Raw genomic sequence first — 16,228 nt, 5'->3', positions numbered from 1 at the left:
CGGTGAACTCCACCCTCGCCGGCGTACTCACGCTGGTCTTCATCCTTCTCGTCCTGGCTGCGGTCTACATCCCGCTGGGCGACTACATGGCGCGCGTCTACTCCTCGACCAAGGACCTCGCCGTCGAACGTGTTCTCTATCGAGTCGGCGGCGTGGATCCGCGATCCGGTCAGACGTGGCGCGGCTACGCGCTCAGCGTGGTCGGGTTCTCGGCGGCGTCGCTCTTGGTGCTCTACGCCCTGCAGCGGTTGCAGGGGGTGCTGCCGTGGTCCGACGGCAAGCCGGGGATGTCGCCGACGGTCGCCTTCAATACGGCGATCTCGTTTGTGGCCAACACGAACTGGCAGTCGTACACGCCCGAGAGCACGATCAGCAATCTCACGCAGATGCTCGGCTTGGCGGTGCAGAACTTCCTGTCGGCGGCCGTCGGCATGGCCGTCGCGGTCGCGTTGGTCCGTGGCATCATCGCACGTAAGACGGGCCATCTCGGAAACTTCTGGGTCGACCTGGTTCGCGGCACGATCCGGATCCTGCTGCCACTCGCCGCGATCGTCGCGACGATCTTCGTCCTGCAGGGCGCCGTGCAGTCGTGGCGCACCGGCTTCGACTTCACGATGCTCGACGGCACGAACAGGCACGCCCCCGTGGGCCCGTTCGCATCGCAAGAGGCGATCAAACTCGTCGGCACCAACGGCGGCGGCACGTACGGCGCAAACTCGGCGCATCCGTTCTCGAATCCGACACCGCTGACCAACGTGGTGCAGATCCTCGCGATCCTGATCATCCCCGTGTGCCTCACCCGCACCTACGGCACTCTCGTCGGCGACCGGAAACAAGGACTCACCCTGTTGGGCGTGATGGCGGCGATCTGGGGCGCGATGCTCGCGATCGTCTGGACCTTCGAGTCCCGCACCGACGGCCTCGCCACCCGCGCAGCCGGTGCAGCGCTCGAAGGCAAGGAACTGCGGTTCGACGTTCCCGGATCTGCGCTGTTCGCGGTGTCGACGACGGGTACATCGACCGGAGCGGTGAATGCTGCGCACGACAGCTTCTCCGCTGCAGGCGGCGGCGCTCTGATCTGGAACATGCTGCTCGGCGAAGTGGCGCCCGGCGGCGTCGGTTCCGGGCTGTACGGCCTGCTGGTTCTGGCGATCATCACCGTCTTCGTCGGCGGCCTGCTCGTCGGACGCTCACCGGAGTTCCGCGGCAAACGCATCGGGCAACACGAGATCACTCTCGCAGCCCTGTATGTGCTGGTGATGCCTGCACTCGTTCTGCTCGGAGTGTCGATCACCGTCCTGCTGAGCTCCACCACCGGTTTCCTCAGCAACGACGGCCCGCACGGGTTCAGCGAGATCCTGTACGCCTATGCGTCGGCCGCCAACAACAACGGCAGTGCGTTCGGCGGCATCACCGTCACGAGCGACTGGTTCCAGATATCGCTCGGCCTGGCGATGCTGTTCGGCCGCTTGCTGCCGATCGTCGTAGTACTCGCTTTGGCGGGTCGTCTCGCGGCGCAGTCCCCGAAGGAGACCGACCCGGCGACAGCTCTGCCCAGCCGCGGAATCCTCTACGGCGCACTACTTCTCGGGACCACGCTGCTCGTCGCCGGTCTCACCTTCTTCCCGGCGATGGCGCTGGGACCGATCGCGGAGGCGCTCTCATGACGCTCCAGACAGAACTCCCTCCGGCACCGGAGACCGACAGCGAACTCGTCACCAGCGGCGCATTCGACGCGAAACAACTCGTCGCGTCGCTGCCGCAGGCCGTACGGAAACTGAACCCGCGCGACCAAGCCCGGAGCCCGGTGATGTTCGTCGTGTTCATCGGCGCGATCATCACCACCGCACTCGCGATCTGGCACCCGTCGGTGTTCGCCTGGGTGGTCACGGCCTGGCTGTGGTTCACCGTCCTGTTCGCGGGTCTCGCCGAAGCAGTCGCCGAGGGCCGCGGCCGTGCTCAGGCCGACAGTCTCCGAAAGGTCAAGCGCGACACCGTCGCCCGAGTGATCGGCGACGACGGCTCGATCACGTCCGTTCCCGGTTCCGAGCTCACTGTCGGAATGCGGATCGTCGTCGAGGCGGGCGAGGTGATCGCGGGAGACGGCGACGTCGTCGAAGGCATCGCGACCGTCGACGAATCGGCGATCACGGGGGAGTCGGCCCCCGTCGTCCGCGAATCCGGCGGCGACCGCTGCGCCGTCACCGGCGGCACGGTGGTGCTGTCCGACCGGATCGTCGTGCGCATCACCACCGAACCAGGGCAGACGTTCGTCGACCGGATGATCGCGCTCGTCGAAGGCGCGGCGCGCAAGAAGACGCCGAACGAGATCGCTCTCGACATCCTCCTCACCGCTCTGACCATCATCTTCCTTCTCGCCGTCGTCGCCGTTGGTCCGATGCAGCAGTTCGCGGGCGAAGCGGCCGACCCGATCAAACTGATCGCGCTCCTCGTCTGCCTCATCCCGACGACGATCGGTGCGCTCGTCTCCTCGATCGGCATCGCCGGAATGGACCGACTCGTCCAGCGCAACGTGCTCGCGATGTCCGGACGTGCTGTCGAAGCCGCAGGCGACGTCGACACGTTGCTCATGGACAAGACCGGCACCATCACATTCGGCAACCGGCGCGCCACCGCGTTCCATCCCGCGCCGGGTGTTCCCGCTGACGAACTCGCCGACGTCGCCCGGCTCTGCAGCCTCGCCGACGAGACCCCCGAAGGCCGGAGCATCGTCGACTTGGCCGGGGCGCACTTCTCGACTGCGCTCGAAGACCGAGGTCTCGAAGGCGAAGCTGGTTCCGTTCCTCGAGCGCAGTCGAGAGGCCCGGAGCGCAGCGACGGGTCCCCGCTCGTCACGGTCCCGTTCACCGCTCAGACGCGGATGAGCGGAGTCGACCTCGACGGCGTGCAGTACCGCAAGGGCGCCGCCGACTCGGTGCGCGCGTGGATCGGAGCGGACGCCACCGACGTCGACTCCATCGTCGACGACATCTCCAGCCGCGGAGGCACCCCGCTGGTGGTTGCGGCGGGAACACAGGTGCTCGGCGTCGTCGAACTGTCGGACGTCGTGAAGCCGGGAATGGCGGAACGGTTCGTGCAGCTGCGCGCCATGGGGATCCGAACCGTCATGGTGACCGGTGACAATCCGCTGACGGCGGCGGCAATCGCCGCCCAGGCGGGCGTCGACGACTTCGTCGCGCAGGCGACACCGGAGGACAAGCTCGAGCTGATCCGTCGCGAGCAGGCGGCAGGACGTCTTGTCGCGATGACCGGAGACGGCACCAACGACGCACCCGCACTCGCCCAGGCCGACGTCGGGCTCGCGATGAACACGGGAACGTCGGCGGCGAAAGAGGCCGGCAACATGGTCGATCTCGACTCCGACCCCACCAAACTCATCGAGGTGGTCGGCATCGGGAAACAGCTGCTCATCACCCGAGGCGCCCTGACGACGTTCTCGCTGGCCAACGATCTCGCGAAGTACTTCGCGATCCTGCCGGCGCTCTTCTCGACGGTGTACCCGCAGCTCGACGCGCTCAACGTGATGCACCTGCATTCCGCGCAGTCGGCGATCGTCTCGGCAGTCGTGTTCAACGCGCTGGTGATCGTTGCGCTGATCCCGCTGTCGCTGCGCGGCGTCACCTATCGCGCCGTGTCGCCCGCACGACTGCTGCGCCGGAACCTGCTGATCTACGGCGTCGGCGGCGTGATCACGCCGTTCATCGGCATCTGGCTCATCGACCTGCTGGTCCGCCTTCTACCCGGAATGGGATGAGAACAATGAAGAACCTCCTGACCGGACTCGCCCGACAGTTCGTCGTCGGCCTCATCGTGCTCGGCGGCCTCACCCTCGTCGTCGGCGTCGCCTACCCGGCGGCGGTCTGGGCCGTGTCGCGAATCAACTCCGACGGGGCCGAAGGCTCACAGATCAAGGATGCGACGGGTTGCGTCGTCGGATCGGAACTCCTCGGCGTCGATCAGCACGCGGCCCCGGGACAGCCGGACAAGTACCTCCATGCGCGCTTCGCGGGCGGCGTCGACGACCCGACGGCCGCGGGTGATCCGGCGTCGTCCGGCGCGAGCAATCTCGGCCCGAACAACACCGATCTCGTCGCGATCATCGACAAACGACGCGCCGCGGTCGCCGAACGGGAAGGCGTCCGACCCGATCAGGTGCCCGTCGACGCCGTCACCCGCTCCGGTTCGAGCCTCGACCCGGGTATCTCGCCCGCCTACGCCGACCTGCAGGCCCCACGCATCGCGCGGACCACCGGACTGCCGATCGAACGAGTGCGACAGATCATCAGCGACAACACCGACGGCCGCCAACTCGGCTTCCTCGGCGAACCGACCGTGAATGTCGCGCGCGTCAACGTCGCACTGGGCCTGACCGGCCCCGGCTGTCGATAATCTGAACGCCATGACCGCCACGACTCGAGGCCAGCTCGAGGTGTTCCTCGGGTGCGCACCCGGGGTCGGAAAAACGTACGAGATGCTGGCCACGGCCCGCGGCCTCCGCGACGAGGGCGTCGACGTGGTGGTCGGCGTCGTCGAGACGCACGGACGGGCGGCGACTGCGTCGATGGTCCACGGTCTGGAGGTGATCCCGCGCATCAGCGTCGACTACCGCGGGACCACTCTCGATGAGATGGACCTCGCTGCAGTCCTCGAACGGCGTCCGGCCGTGGTGCTCGTGGACGAACTCGCTCACACGAATGCTCCGGGTCTGGCCAACACCAAACGGTGGGAGGACATCGACGTCCTGCTCGATGCGGGGATCAACGTCCTCTCGACGGTCAACATCCAGCACCTCGAGAGCCTGAACGACGTCGTCGCGCAGATCACCGGGATCACCCAGCACGAGACCGTGCCGGACGCCGTGGTCCGGGCCGCCGATCAGATCGAGCTCGTCGACATCGAACCGCGTGCGCTCCGACAGCGACTGTCCGCAGGCAAGGTGTACGACGCATCCCGAATCGACGACGCTCTCGGCAACTTCTTCCGGCAGGGCAATCTGACAGCTCTTCGCGAGTTGGCGCTGCTGTGGCTGGCCGACCGGGTGGACGAGAAGCTCGCCGTGTACCGGTCGGCGAACGCGATCACCGACACGTGGGAGGCCCGCGAGCGAGTGGTCGTCGCCGTGACCGGCGGGCCCGAGAGCAGTACGTTGGTCCGTCGTGCGAGCCGGATCGCGTCGCGGTCGAGCGCCGAACTGCTGGTTGCGCACGTCGTTCGAGGCGACGGGCTCGCGGACAGCGGGTCCGGTGATCTCACCGGACTGAGGACGCTCGCCAAAGACCTCGGAGCGAGGGTGCACACCGTGGTCGGCGACGACGTCGCATCGACTCTCCTCGACTTCGCGCGCGCCACCAACGCGACACAACTGGTGCTCGGCACATCGCGTCGGTCGCGGTGGAGTCGGATGTTCGACGAGGGCGTCGGGGCGCGGGTGGTCCACGACAGCGGGCGCATCGACGTGCACATGGTGACGCATGACGAGGCCAAACCGCGCAACCCGTTCGACATCCGCGAGACGCGATTCCATCGTCCGCTGAGCTGGGTGTTCGCGCTGATCGTGCCTGCGATCGTCACCGGCATCGTGTACGCGACGGATACGTGGCTCGGATTCGCGAGCGAGTCGTCGTTGTACTTCGTGGGTGTGCTCGCCGTCGCGATGCTCGGCGGTGTGGCACCCGCCGCGCTGTCGGCTATCGCGTCCGGCCTGCTCCTGAACTTCTTCTTCGCCGATCCTCGCCTGACCTTCACGATCGCCGAACCCGACAACGTGATCACTCTCGCGGTGATGCTGCTCATCGCGATCGCCGTCGCCGCGCTCGTCGATTCGGCGACCGTTCGCCGTGTCCAGGCGCAGCGAGCGAGCCGCGATGCGGAGCTCCTCGCACTGTTCTCCGGGGCGGTCCTCGACGGCGCAGGTGTCGCGGACCTCCTTGAGCGCGTACGTGGCACGTACCTGCAGACCGCGGTGTGGATCGAGAACGACGCGGGTGTGGTCGCGTCGGTCGGTGGCGAGCCGACCGATCATCCGGACACCGTGTGCCCGGCGTACGACGGCGCATACCGGCTCAATCTCGCGGGCTCGTCGATCGACGCCCGCGACCGGCAGGTCCTGACGGCCGTCGCGAACCAGGTGGCCTCCGCCGCAGAACGAGACAGACTCGCAGCCGAAGCAGCGCTCGCCGACGAGGTGGCCCGTACCGACGAGCTTCGCCGGGCCCTGCTGTCCGCGGTCAGTCATGATCTCCGGACGCCGCTTGCCGCGGCGAAAGCCTCGGCGTCGAGTCTGCGCAGCGCCGATGTGACGTTCTCGCCAGAGGACACCGCTGAACTCCTCGCCACCGTCGACGAGTCGCTGGACCAGCTGTCCGCACTGGTCGGAAACCTGCTCGACTCGTCGCGTCTCGCGGCGGGAGTCGTCCGGCCGCAACTGCGACCGACCTTCCTCGCCGAGGTGATCCACCGTGCCACCGCGGCTATCGCCTTGCGCGATCCGGCGGCGGTCGACATCCCCGTCGTCATCGATCAGGCGTGGGCGGTCACCGACGCCGGACTCCTCGAGCGGGCGCTCGCGAATCTCGTCGACAACGCACTCCGTCATGGATCACGCGACGTCGAGATCCACTCCGAAATGGCCGTCGACGACAACGGCGACCCGCGCTGCCTGATCAAGGTGATCGACCACGGCGACGGCATCCCGACCGACGAGGTGCACCGCGTGTTCGTGCCGTTCCATCAATACGGCGACCAGAACCGCAACACCTCCGGCGTCGGGTTGGGGCTGTCCGTCGCGAGCGGGTTCGTCACCGCGGTCGGGGGCACCCTGTCGGTCACGACCACGCCCGGTGGAGGTGCGACGATGGTCGTCGATCTGCCCGTCGGAGAGGAGTCCTGATGTCCGCCGGACACGTGCTCGTGGTCGACGACGAGCCGCAACTGCTGAGAGCCCTGCGCATCAACTTGCGCGCCAGAGGATTCGACGTGACCACGGCATCGAACGGGGCCGGTGCGCTCGAGGCCGCTGCCAAGGTGTCGCCCGACGTGATCGTGCTCGATCTCGGCCTCCCGGACATGGACGGATTCACGGTCCTGCACGGCCTGCGCGGGTGGAGCACCGTTCCGGTGATCGTCTTGTCCGCGCGGACTGACGCCGCGGACAAGGTCACCGCGCTCGACGCAGGCGCCGACGACTACGTGACGAAACCTTTCGGCATGGAAGAGCTCCTCGCTCGCCTCCGCGCCGCCATCCGACGGGGTGCGTCGGCCGCGCCTGCGCCGTCGCCGGTGGTCGACGCGGGCTCCATCCAGGTGGACCTGGCCGGGACTCGTGTGCTGCGCGACGGTGAACAGGTGCGCCTCACGCCGACCGAGTGGGGAATCCTCGAACTGCTGGTTCGGGCCGACGGCAACCTCGTCAGTCAGAGGGAGATCCTCGGCGCGGTGTGGGGACCGACCTACGTGAACCAGACCAACTATCTCCGCGTGTACCTCGCGGGACTCCGCCGCAAGCTCGAGGACGACCCGTCGAATCCTCGCCACCTCATCACCGAAGCCGGAATGGGCTATCGCTTTCTCCGCTGACCTGTGACGGCCTCGGTCTCGAGGCAGTGTCAGCGGGATAACGATTCATGGCACATGGCGGGGGCTGTTGTGGCGAAGGTAACCTCATTTTGAGACTGATCGAGCGACAGCAGCATTGGATGCAGAAGGACGGGACGTGCGTATTTCATCTGGTCACAAAGGTTTTCGGGTCATCGGCGCGCGAACCGTCGTCGCCACTCTCGCATGCGGCGGCGCATTCGGCCTGATGGCACTCTTCGGCGGCGGCGACGCAGGCGCGGCGACCAATTGCAGCGCCGTCGACAACGCCCGCACCGAGCACGCGAACGGGCAGAGCCACTGCATCGCCAACGCGGGACCCGGCTCCCGCGCGACCGCACAGGACACCAGCAACAGCGGCATCGCGACAGCCGTCGCCACCACCGGAGGCAGCGCCACGAGCAAGAACCTGCAGCCGGGTTCGCAGGCCCTGTCGAGTGGCATCTACGGCGGCAACGCATACTCGATCACCACGGGACCGAAGGCGGAGTCGGTTGCCATGGCCCGCCGCGGCGGCACGTCGATCGCCATCGGCGGTTGGGGCGGCCAGGCGTACGCCGGGCCCGGCGGAACCTACTGCGCGGGCGGCTTCGGCGCCGCCTACGACAGCAATACGGGCGCCTATTGCCTCAAGACGGGCTCGATCAACATCAGCTGATCGGGTGTTCGGCTCGCCGATCGACCGGGGCGTGGGACTTTCGTACCCTGCCGAATCGCGCTGCCCGGGATAACCTGTGCCCGTGGAGAACGTCGACGGCTATGTGCAGCCTCAGCAGAACATCGGTCCGGACCTGAGTGTCGTGTCGGGGCGGGAGGCGTTGCAGCAGCTCGTCGACCTGCGCGACACCGGCAACTTCACCGTTGTCGACGACGATGACGACGACCCGATCCTGCTGACGCTTCCCGAGCGGAACGTCGTCGACACGTGGCGTGAGGACTACCCGTACGAAGAGCGCATGAGCCGCCGCGAGTACGAGGTCACCAAGCGGCGCCTGCAGATCGAGCTGCTCAAACTGCAGAAATGGTCGAAGCAGACCGGCCAGCGTCATCTCTTCCTGTTCGAGGGGCGTGACGCGGCAGGCAAGGGCGGGACCATCAAACGCTTCAACGAGCACCTCAATCCGCGCGGCGCGCGCGTCGTCGCGCTGGAGAAGCCGTCGGAGCGCGAGTCGACCGAGTGGTACTTCCAGCGGTATGTGCAGCATCTTCCCGCCGCGGGAGAGATGGTCTTCTTCGACCGCTCCTGGTACAACCGGGCCGGCGTCGAGCGAGTGATGAGCTTCTGCACGCCGGACCAGTACGACCAGTTCATGCATCAGGCGCCCGCCTTCGAGAAGATGCTCGTCGACGACGGTGTGCACCTCGTGAAGTTCTGGTTCTCGGTGACACCGCTCGAACAGCGGACTCGTTTCGCGATCCGTCAGATCGACCCGGTCCGTCAGTGGAAGCTCTCACCGATGGACCTCGCATCGCTTGATCGCTGGGACTCGTACACCGACGCCAAAGAGCGGATGTTCGCCGACACCGACACCGACCATGCTCCGTGGACGGTTGTGAAGAGCAACGACAAGAAGCGCGCCCGGATCAACGCCATGCGGTACGTGCTGAGCCTGCACGATTACGACGGCAAAGACGCGTCGATCGTCGGAGCGCCGGACCCGCTCGTCGTGGGCCGTGCCCGCGACCTCGTCGGCGAGTAAGCCGAGCAGCCGGTAGCCTCGAACGGGTGCGAAGTCTTGTCTCCGGCCTGTTCACCATTGTCGCGATGGTCTGCATGATCGTCGCCGTCCCCAGCATGTGGGTGTCGCAGCGAGTCGTGTCGACGGAGGGATTCGCCGCGTCCGCCGCGGACGCGGCACGCAACACCGAAGTGCAGGACTACTTCGCGGAGAAGGTCGCGGCGGCGGTCGTCGACCAGACGAGTGTTCCGCTCGCGGGGACCATCGTGCAGCCGCTCGCCACAAACTATGCGCGGAGCGAGGGCTTCGTGATGGACTTCGAACAGATCGCCCGGCAACAGCACGACTGGCTGTTCAACGCTCCGGGCCCCGACACCGACACTCACGTGATGGACGTCAACATCACGCCGATGGTCAACCGGGTGCTGGCGACGGCGCCGCTGCCGACGCCGATCGTGGTCGACAAGGCCATCTATGTCGGCATCGATCAGCACCGCCTGACGGCGGGCTCGCTGGAGTCGTCCGGCGAGCTGATCGACAAGACCTCGTGGCTGACCCTGATCGGGGCGGCGATCGCGGCGGTCGTCGCGTTGCTCACCGCGAACCGCCGCAGCACAGTCCTCGCGTGGCTCGGCGTCGGAGTGGTCCTCGCAGCCCTCGGGGCGTACGGAGTCGCGCAGTACATCAACACCCTTGCAGGCGACAAGGCTGCGGACACCGACGAAGCCGCCCGCCGCACCGTCGAAGTCGTAGCGGACGGCGTCTCGTCCGATCTAGTACAGGTGTCGCTGATCGTCGGCGCCGTCGGAGCCGTTGTGATCGCAGTCGGGCTCGTGTCTCGCGTCGTCGCAGGACGACGCGCCTACAGTTACTGACCCACGGAGATGGCGACCACGTCCGACAGCAGGTTTCGGACGGTGGTCCGCGCGGTCGTCGGCTGGATTCGCAGCGCACCCGCCACCTATCTGTGGCTGGCGGTCCTCCTGGCGACCACGATCGTGCAGCACATCGTGTCGCCGGGGGCTCTCGACGACATCCTCGGACGTCGGTCGACGAATCTGGCGAACCTGTCGGAGCATCCGCTTCGGCCGATGATCACCAGCCTGTTCTGGCTCGACGGCGCGTACTGGCTGCCGTATGTCGTGGGGTTCACCGTGTTCCTCGCCGTCGCCGAACGATGGCTCGGCACCGCACGATTCGTGACCGTCGGACTCGCCGGTCACGTCCTCGCGACATTGGCGAGCCAGGGACTACTCGACTTGGCTATCGGGCACGGTCGCGCCGATCCGACACTGCGCGACGCGATCGACGTCGGCGTCAGCTACTTCATGGCCGCGGTGATCGCGGTGCTCGCCTACCGATTCGATTCCCCGTGGCGGTGGGTCTACGCGGCGATCGCGCTGGCGACGGTGATCGCGCCGTTCGCCGTGGGGACACCCGACTTCACCGACGCCGGGCACCTGATCGCGATGCTCATCGGTTTCGCCATGTACCCGATCACCCTCGGCCGGTCGCGACTTCAGATCACCCGAGGGTCGTTCCACTTCCGTCGATGACGAACGTCAGCTGATCGGCGTCGAAGCGGAGACGTCCACGATCGAACGCCGCGGACACCGAACCGTCGGCGGCGAGTGCGGCAGGCGTGCCGGTTGTCATGGTCCCGTCACCGCGCAGCAGCCACACCTCGTCGGAGAGGCGCATGACGAGTTCCAGTTCGTGCGACGACATGAGGACGGCGATGCCCTGCTCGCGGGCCAACGTCGCGAGGAGATCGAGGAACTCGACACGTGACGGCGCGTCCAGATGCGATGTCGGTTCGTCGAGGACGAGCAGTTCCGGCTCCTGTGCGAGAGCTCGCGCGGCGAGCACACGCTGCCGTTCACCGTCGGACAGGTCGTGGAACGGTCGGTCGGCCAGATCCGTCGCTCGGACGGCGTCCAACGCGCGGTCGGTGACGCGGCGGTCGTCGGCGGAGAGTCGTCCGGTCGGGGACAGGTACGGCGTTCGGCCGAGGGAAGCGACCTCCCGGGCCGTGAGCCGGCCGGGATCGACGGTGTCGGTGGTGACGACGGCGATGCGGCGGGCCAGGCCGGCGGCCTTCAACGTCGTGACGTCGGTGCCGTCGGCGAGGACCGCCGAGCCCGCCAGGGGCGGCTGCAGACCGCATACGGTCCGGAGCAGTGTCGACTTGCCTGCACCGTTCGGCCCGATCAACGACGTGAGACGGCCCGTCGCCGCCACGGCAGACAGGTTCGAGGCGACTGTGCGGCCTCGCCGTCCCCGATACCCGACGGTCAGCTTCTGCAGTTCGAGCCCGGTCACACCGCACCTCCCTGTGCGCGTCCGCGGAGCAGGACAGTGATGACGACGGGTGCTCCGATGAGGGCGGTCACCGCGTTCAGCGGCAGCGACATGTGATCGCCGGGGAGGTCGGCGAGGGCGCCGCACCAGACGGCGAGGGTCGCGCCGACAAGCGCGCACCCCGGAATCAACGGCCGGTGATCGGAGGTTTGGAGCAGGCCCCGGACCAGGTGCGGAATCACCAGGCCGAGGAATCCGACCGGCCCGCAGAACGCCGTCACGACACCGGTGAGAAGGGCCGCCGACAGCAGAGTGACGGTTCGCGCGACACGAAGGTCAACGCCCATCGAGCGGGCGTAGCCCTCGCCGAGGAGCAAGGCGTTCAGCGGTCGGACGGTGAAGAACACGACCAGAATCGTCACCGCCACAATCGGCGCCGCCACCTGGATATCGCTCCACGACGTCGACGAGAACGTTCCGAGACCCCAGATCATGTACTTCTGGACCGAAGTGGGATCGGCGTAGACGATGAGGACCGCGACGAGCGCGCCGGTCACCGAGCCGAGCATCACGCCGATCAACAGCAGCGTGACGGCGTTGCGGACCCAGACGGCCATCAGCAGGATCACGCCGAGCACTGCCGCCGCACCCGCCGCGGCGGCCAGAACGATGCCGAGACGACCCCATCCGGCGAGGACGCCGACGAACGCCGGTCCGCCCGCGCCGCCTGCGAGAGCGACGATCGCGACTCCGAGACTCGCTCCCGAGTTGGCGCCGAGGATGTAGGGGTCGGCGAGCGCGTTGCGGAACAGCGTCTGCATCTGCAGGCCGGCGACGCCGAGGGCGGCGCCCGCGATCGCCGACGTCGCGATCCGCGGCAGCCGGACCAGGCGCAGAATCGCGTCATGGCCCGCATCCGACGCAGTGCCGCCGATCAACACGTGCACCACGTCGGACAGCGGCATCATCACCGCACCGATCGCGGCCGTCACCAGCACCGACACGACGGCGAAGACGATCAGCGCCGTCCACTTTCCGGCTGTGCCGCGAGCCTTCACCGTGTCGGCGGTGACGGGAGTGGTCACTGCTGCGGGAGCTGGAGGTAGAACGCGAACTTGTGGTCGGGGAAGAGGTCCGGATGCAGGATCGCCGCGAGATCGGCCAGTACCAGGTCGGGACGGAGGACGCCGCGCTCCCAGTAGTCGTTTCCGCCGGTCGCGCTCATCGCCTTCGTCGCGTTCCACGCACGCTTGGCCGGTTGTGCGAACACCCGATACCGCTCGTCCTGCTTGTACAGATCAGCGAGGGACGCGACGGTCATGTCGGAGAGGAGCCACGCGTCGGCGTTTCGAGACTTGTCGATGACGGACTCGATCGAGAGACGCAACGAGCCGGTCGACGGGTCCGCGGCCCAGGGGTAGTCGCCGCCCGCGTCACGGACGAGCCGCCCGAAGTAGTTGCCGCCCGCGGCGAGCGTCCACGCGCCGTTCTCGATGCCGCCGAGCAGCACGTCGGTCTTCGGTGCGTTCGCCGTCTTCTGCTGCACCTTGGTGTACTCCGACTTGAGGGTGCTGAAGACGTCGGCCGCCTTCGTCTCGGTACCGGTGAGTGCCGCGAAGAACTTGATCCACTCGGCCCGACCGAGTGGACTGGCCTCGAGCCAGTCGGCGTTGGCGAGGACAGGGACGCCCGCCTGCCGCAGTTTCGCGTACGACGGATCCTCGTTGCCGTCGGACACCAGGACGTCGGGCTGTCCGGCGATGACCTTCTCGACGTTGGGCACACCAGCGTCGGCGTACTGGACCACGTCGCCCTCGTCGATCCGCGCGCGGATCTCAGGGGTGGAGACGTAGTCGGTGGAGCTCACACCGGTCACTGTGTCGGCGGCGCCGAGGGCCGCCATCGCGGGCAGATGTGTCGTGGATCCCGAGTACATGCTGCGAATCGGCACCTGAACCTGCGGGGCCTCGGCGAGAGCTCCGTCGAGCTTCGGCGCAGGTGCACCGCAGCGGACCAGGACGTACGACACGGGCCGCGCGCCTGGCGACGGTTCCTTGACCGTCAGGACCTGGTACGACTTGTGGTATTCGATCGCCAGTCCCGACGCGTCGGAGATCGTCGACTTGTCGGGGAAGTAGTCGGTGTTCGCGTCGAAATCTGTGATGCAGTCGCGAGCAGCGCCCGCATCGTTCGACGTCGACTCGGAGCAGCCCGCGACGGCCAATCCGATGACGAGCAGACACGCGATCGTGGCCTTGCGGACATGCGGGTGCACGGCATCCGCCTCTCTCGGGGACACTCCGCCCCGACGACGAGATCAGCTCGAGCGGAGGTCTGGCTGCCGCGTGAAGCGGTCACAGTGGCGGGTACCGCGTCGGATTCACACCGACTTCCCGCGTCGAGGCTGGTTGACGCCATGAAACGTAACACGATCCCCGAATCTCCGACGCAGTCGCCGTGGGAGGGTCAGCGATCAGTCGCGCCGACAGTGCGCCAGAGGAATTCGTAGGCGAGGGCCGATTTGAACGCCGCCTGTTTGTTGTCGGCCGCGCCGCCGTGACCGCCCTCGATGTTCTCGTAGTACCGGACGGGTTGGCCTGCGGCTTCGAGTGCGGCGGTGAACTTCCGGGCATGACCGGGATGCACGCGGTCGTCGCGGGTCGAGGTGGTGACCAGCATCTGCGGGTAGCCGACATCGGAGCGAACCCGCTGGTACGGCGAGTACGCGGAGATGTACTCCCACTCGGCCGGGTCGTCGGGGTCGCCGTACTCGGCCATCCACGAGGCTCCCGCCAGGAGGAGGTGATACCGCCGCATGTCGATCAGGGGCACCTGGCAGACCAACGCGCCGAAAAGCTCCGGGTACGTGGTCGCCATGACGCCCATCAGCAGGCCGCCGTTCGATCCGCCCTGCGCGGCCAGGGTCGCGGGAGTGGTGAATCCTCGCGCCACGAGATCCCGAGCCACCGAGGAGAAGTCCTCGTACACGAGATGACGTCCCGCTTTCACCGCCTGCGTGTGCCATGACGGACCGTACTCGCCGCCTCCGCGAATGTTCGAGTACACATAGATCCCGCCACGCGTGATCCAGTTCCGCGCAGCCACGGCCAGATAGCTCGGAGTCAGCGAGTTCTCGAAGCCGCCGTAGCCGTAGAGCAGGGTCGGGCCCGACTCGACGTTGTCGCGCTTGATCACGAAGTACGGAACCTGGGTGCCGTCGTCCGAGGTCGCGAAGAACTGCTGGGTGCTCACATTCGACGCGTCGAACCGCTCGGGCGACGACTTGATCGGTGCCACCCCGGACACGGCGTCGCCGTACAACAGGGTCGGGGCCTGCGTGAACGAGCTCGACGACAGCCAGATCTCGTCACTGTGATCGGCGTCGGTGTCGAGCACTCCGACCGTCGCGAGATCCGGGACGCCCGGCAGCTCTGCCGGCGTCCACGTGCCGAACTCCATCGACTGCAGCCGGGTCGCGACGTCGTGCAGCGTCACCAGGATCAGCCGTGTCGCCGTGATCGCGTACGTCTCCAGGCTGGTGTGCGCGTCCGGCGTGAACAGCACAGTATGCGTGCGGTCGCCGTCGAGGAAGCGCTCGTAGTCGAACGCCAACAGGCTTCCGGCCGGCCGTGCCACACCGTCGACGGTCCACTCGGACTTCGGGGTCACCAGCATCACGTCGTGCCGTACCGAGAAGTCGGCGTCCGACGGGACGTCCACCTTGCGGAGTTCACCGTCTCGGAGTTCGAACTGCTCGGCGTTGTAGAAGTCTGTCGACCGGTACACGAAGTGTCGCGGAAAGCCGGGCGTCGGGTCGAACGAGGCGCCGACCGCGACGTCGTCGACGGAACCGGTGAACACCGTCGTCGCCGACGCGAGGTCGGTGCCGCGAGTCCACTGCTTCACCACGCGCGGGTACCCCGACGACGTCCACGATCCAGCACCGTCCGGCTGCTCGCCGAACTCGGTGCCCACGTACACGGTGTCCCGGTCGATCCAGCCGACATTCGATTTGTTCTCCGGCAGCACGAAGCCCTCGTCGACCCATGTTCGCGACGGGATGTCGAACTCGCGGACCACCGTCGCATCCGCGCCGCCGCGGGACAGCGAGATCAACGCACGGTCGTAGTCGGGTCGAAGCACCGACGCCCCGCTCCACACCCAGTTCTCGTCCTCCGCCGTTCGCAAGGCGTCGACGTCGATCAAGACGTCCCACTCGGGCTCGGCGGATCGGTACGACTCCAGCGTCGTCCGCCGCCACAGTCCGTACGGGTTGGTCCCGTCGACCCAGAAGTTGTAGACGTACTCGCCGCGCCGCCGCACATACGGGATCCGGTCGTCCGATGACAGGATCTCCAGCGTGTCCGACTGCATCTGAGCGAACCGCTCCGACGATGTCAGTTCGGCGACGGTCGGCTCGTTGTGCGCGCGCACCCAGTCGAGTGCCTCGTCTCCGGTGACGTCCTCCAGCCACAGGTACGGATCGTCGGTCGTGTTCGTCTCAGCCACGTGGTTCAGGCTACCGGCGGGGCGGATTGGCCGGTGGGGTCGGCAGGCGGGGTCGATTCGCCCCGCCTGTCTGCGCTGTTGCGCATGTGCGATCCGACTTCTCCACTGCGCCCAGGAGACCGGAG

Annotated in this window: 13 protein-coding genes and 1 riboswitch; of the genes, 9 read left to right on the top strand and 4 right to left on the bottom strand. The window is 67.3% G+C overall.

Annotated features, from left to right (window positions below):
* Positions 1-2 precede the first annotated feature (2 nt).
* The 9 genes from kdpA to GM1_RS19380 all read left to right on the top strand — a co-directional run bounded on the left by kdpA (position 3) and on the right by GM1_RS19380 (position 10,849).
* Entirely contained in the window at positions 3-1,667 is a 1,665-nt protein-coding gene (gene kdpA / locus GM1_RS19420; protein WP_008381729.1) for a potassium-transporting ATPase subunit KdpA, read from the top strand.
* Positions 1,664-3,775: a potassium-transporting ATPase subunit KdpB gene (gene kdpB / locus GM1_RS19415; RefSeq protein ID WP_008381728.1), complete on the top strand. Its 2,112-nt coding sequence runs from the start codon at positions 1,664-1,666 to the stop codon at positions 3,773-3,775. Before kdpA ends, kdpB begins: the two co-directional genes overlap by 4 nt.
* Before the next feature lie 5 nt (positions 3,776-3,780).
* Positions 3,781-4,410, top strand: coding sequence for a potassium-transporting ATPase subunit C (locus tag GM1_RS19410; RefSeq protein ID WP_008381726.1), 630 nt, complete (start codon positions 3,781-3,783; stop codon positions 4,408-4,410).
* A gap of 10 nt (positions 4,411-4,420) precedes the next feature.
* A complete protein-coding gene (locus GM1_RS19405; protein WP_008381724.1) occupies positions 4,421-6,910 on the top strand; it encodes a DUF4118 domain-containing protein in 2,490 nt (829 codons plus the stop codon).
* Positions 6,910-7,596: a response regulator gene (locus GM1_RS19400; RefSeq protein ID WP_008381723.1), complete on the top strand. Its 687-nt coding sequence runs from the start codon at positions 6,910-6,912 to the stop codon at positions 7,594-7,596. The genes GM1_RS19405 and GM1_RS19400 overlap by 1 nt, the downstream gene beginning before the upstream one ends.
* A gap of 136 nt (positions 7,597-7,732) precedes the next feature.
* The gene (locus GM1_RS19395) at positions 7,733-8,272 is read left to right on the top strand and encodes a DUF6764 family protein (RefSeq protein ID WP_008381721.1); all 540 of its coding nucleotides are present in this window, start codon (positions 7,733-7,735) and stop codon (positions 8,270-8,272) included.
* A gap of 76 nt (positions 8,273-8,348) precedes the next feature.
* Positions 8,349-9,314 (top strand): polyphosphate kinase 2, encoded by a 966-nt coding sequence (gene ppk2 / locus GM1_RS19390; protein ID WP_008381719.1) that lies wholly within the window; start codon positions 8,349-8,351, stop codon positions 9,312-9,314.
* Between the two features lie 26 nt (positions 9,315-9,340).
* A complete protein-coding gene (locus GM1_RS19385) occupies positions 9,341-10,168 on the top strand; it encodes a hypothetical protein (RefSeq protein WP_008381717.1) in 828 nt (275 codons plus the stop codon).
* A gap of 9 nt (positions 10,169-10,177) precedes the next feature.
* Positions 10,178-10,849, top strand: a complete 672-nt coding sequence (locus GM1_RS19380) for a rhomboid-like protein (protein ID WP_052005489.1) — start codon at positions 10,178-10,180, stop codon at positions 10,847-10,849.
* On the opposite strand, the gene GM1_RS19375 is transcribed toward GM1_RS19380, so the two are convergent.
* The 4 genes from GM1_RS19375 to GM1_RS19360 all read right to left on the bottom strand — a co-directional run bounded on the left by GM1_RS19375 (position 10,818) and on the right by GM1_RS19360 (position 16,103).
* Complete coding sequence (locus GM1_RS19375) at positions 10,818-11,615, bottom strand: ABC transporter ATP-binding protein (RefSeq protein ID WP_008381715.1); 798 nt, start codon at positions 11,613-11,615, stop codon at positions 10,818-10,820. The two genes, GM1_RS19380 and GM1_RS19375, sit on opposite strands and share 32 nt — an antisense overlap.
* On the bottom strand, positions 11,612-12,679 hold the full coding sequence (locus tag GM1_RS19370; RefSeq protein WP_008381713.1) for a FecCD family ABC transporter permease: 1,068 nt from the start codon (positions 12,677-12,679) through the stop codon (positions 11,612-11,614). Before GM1_RS19370 ends, GM1_RS19375 begins: the two co-directional genes overlap by 4 nt.
* Positions 12,676-13,869, bottom strand: a complete 1,194-nt coding sequence (locus tag GM1_RS19365; RefSeq protein ID WP_008381711.1) for an ABC transporter substrate-binding protein — start codon at positions 13,867-13,869, stop codon at positions 12,676-12,678. Before GM1_RS19365 ends, GM1_RS19370 begins: the two co-directional genes overlap by 4 nt.
* A gap of 35 nt (positions 13,870-13,904) precedes the next feature.
* Positions 13,905-14,029, bottom strand: a riboswitch (cobalamin riboswitch).
* Between the two features lie 31 nt (positions 14,030-14,060).
* Complete coding sequence (locus GM1_RS19360) at positions 14,061-16,103, bottom strand: prolyl oligopeptidase family serine peptidase (RefSeq protein WP_008381709.1); 2,043 nt, start codon at positions 16,101-16,103, stop codon at positions 14,061-14,063.
* Positions 16,104-16,228 lie beyond the last annotated feature (125 nt).

This window comes from Gordonia malaquae NBRC 108250 (assembly GCF_000344135.1).
Lineage (GTDB): Bacteria > Actinomycetota > Actinomycetes > Mycobacteriales > Mycobacteriaceae > Gordonia > Gordonia malaquae.
The sequence above is the reverse complement of the archived record's forward strand: the minus strand, read 5'-3'. Positions and strand labels throughout refer to the sequence as shown.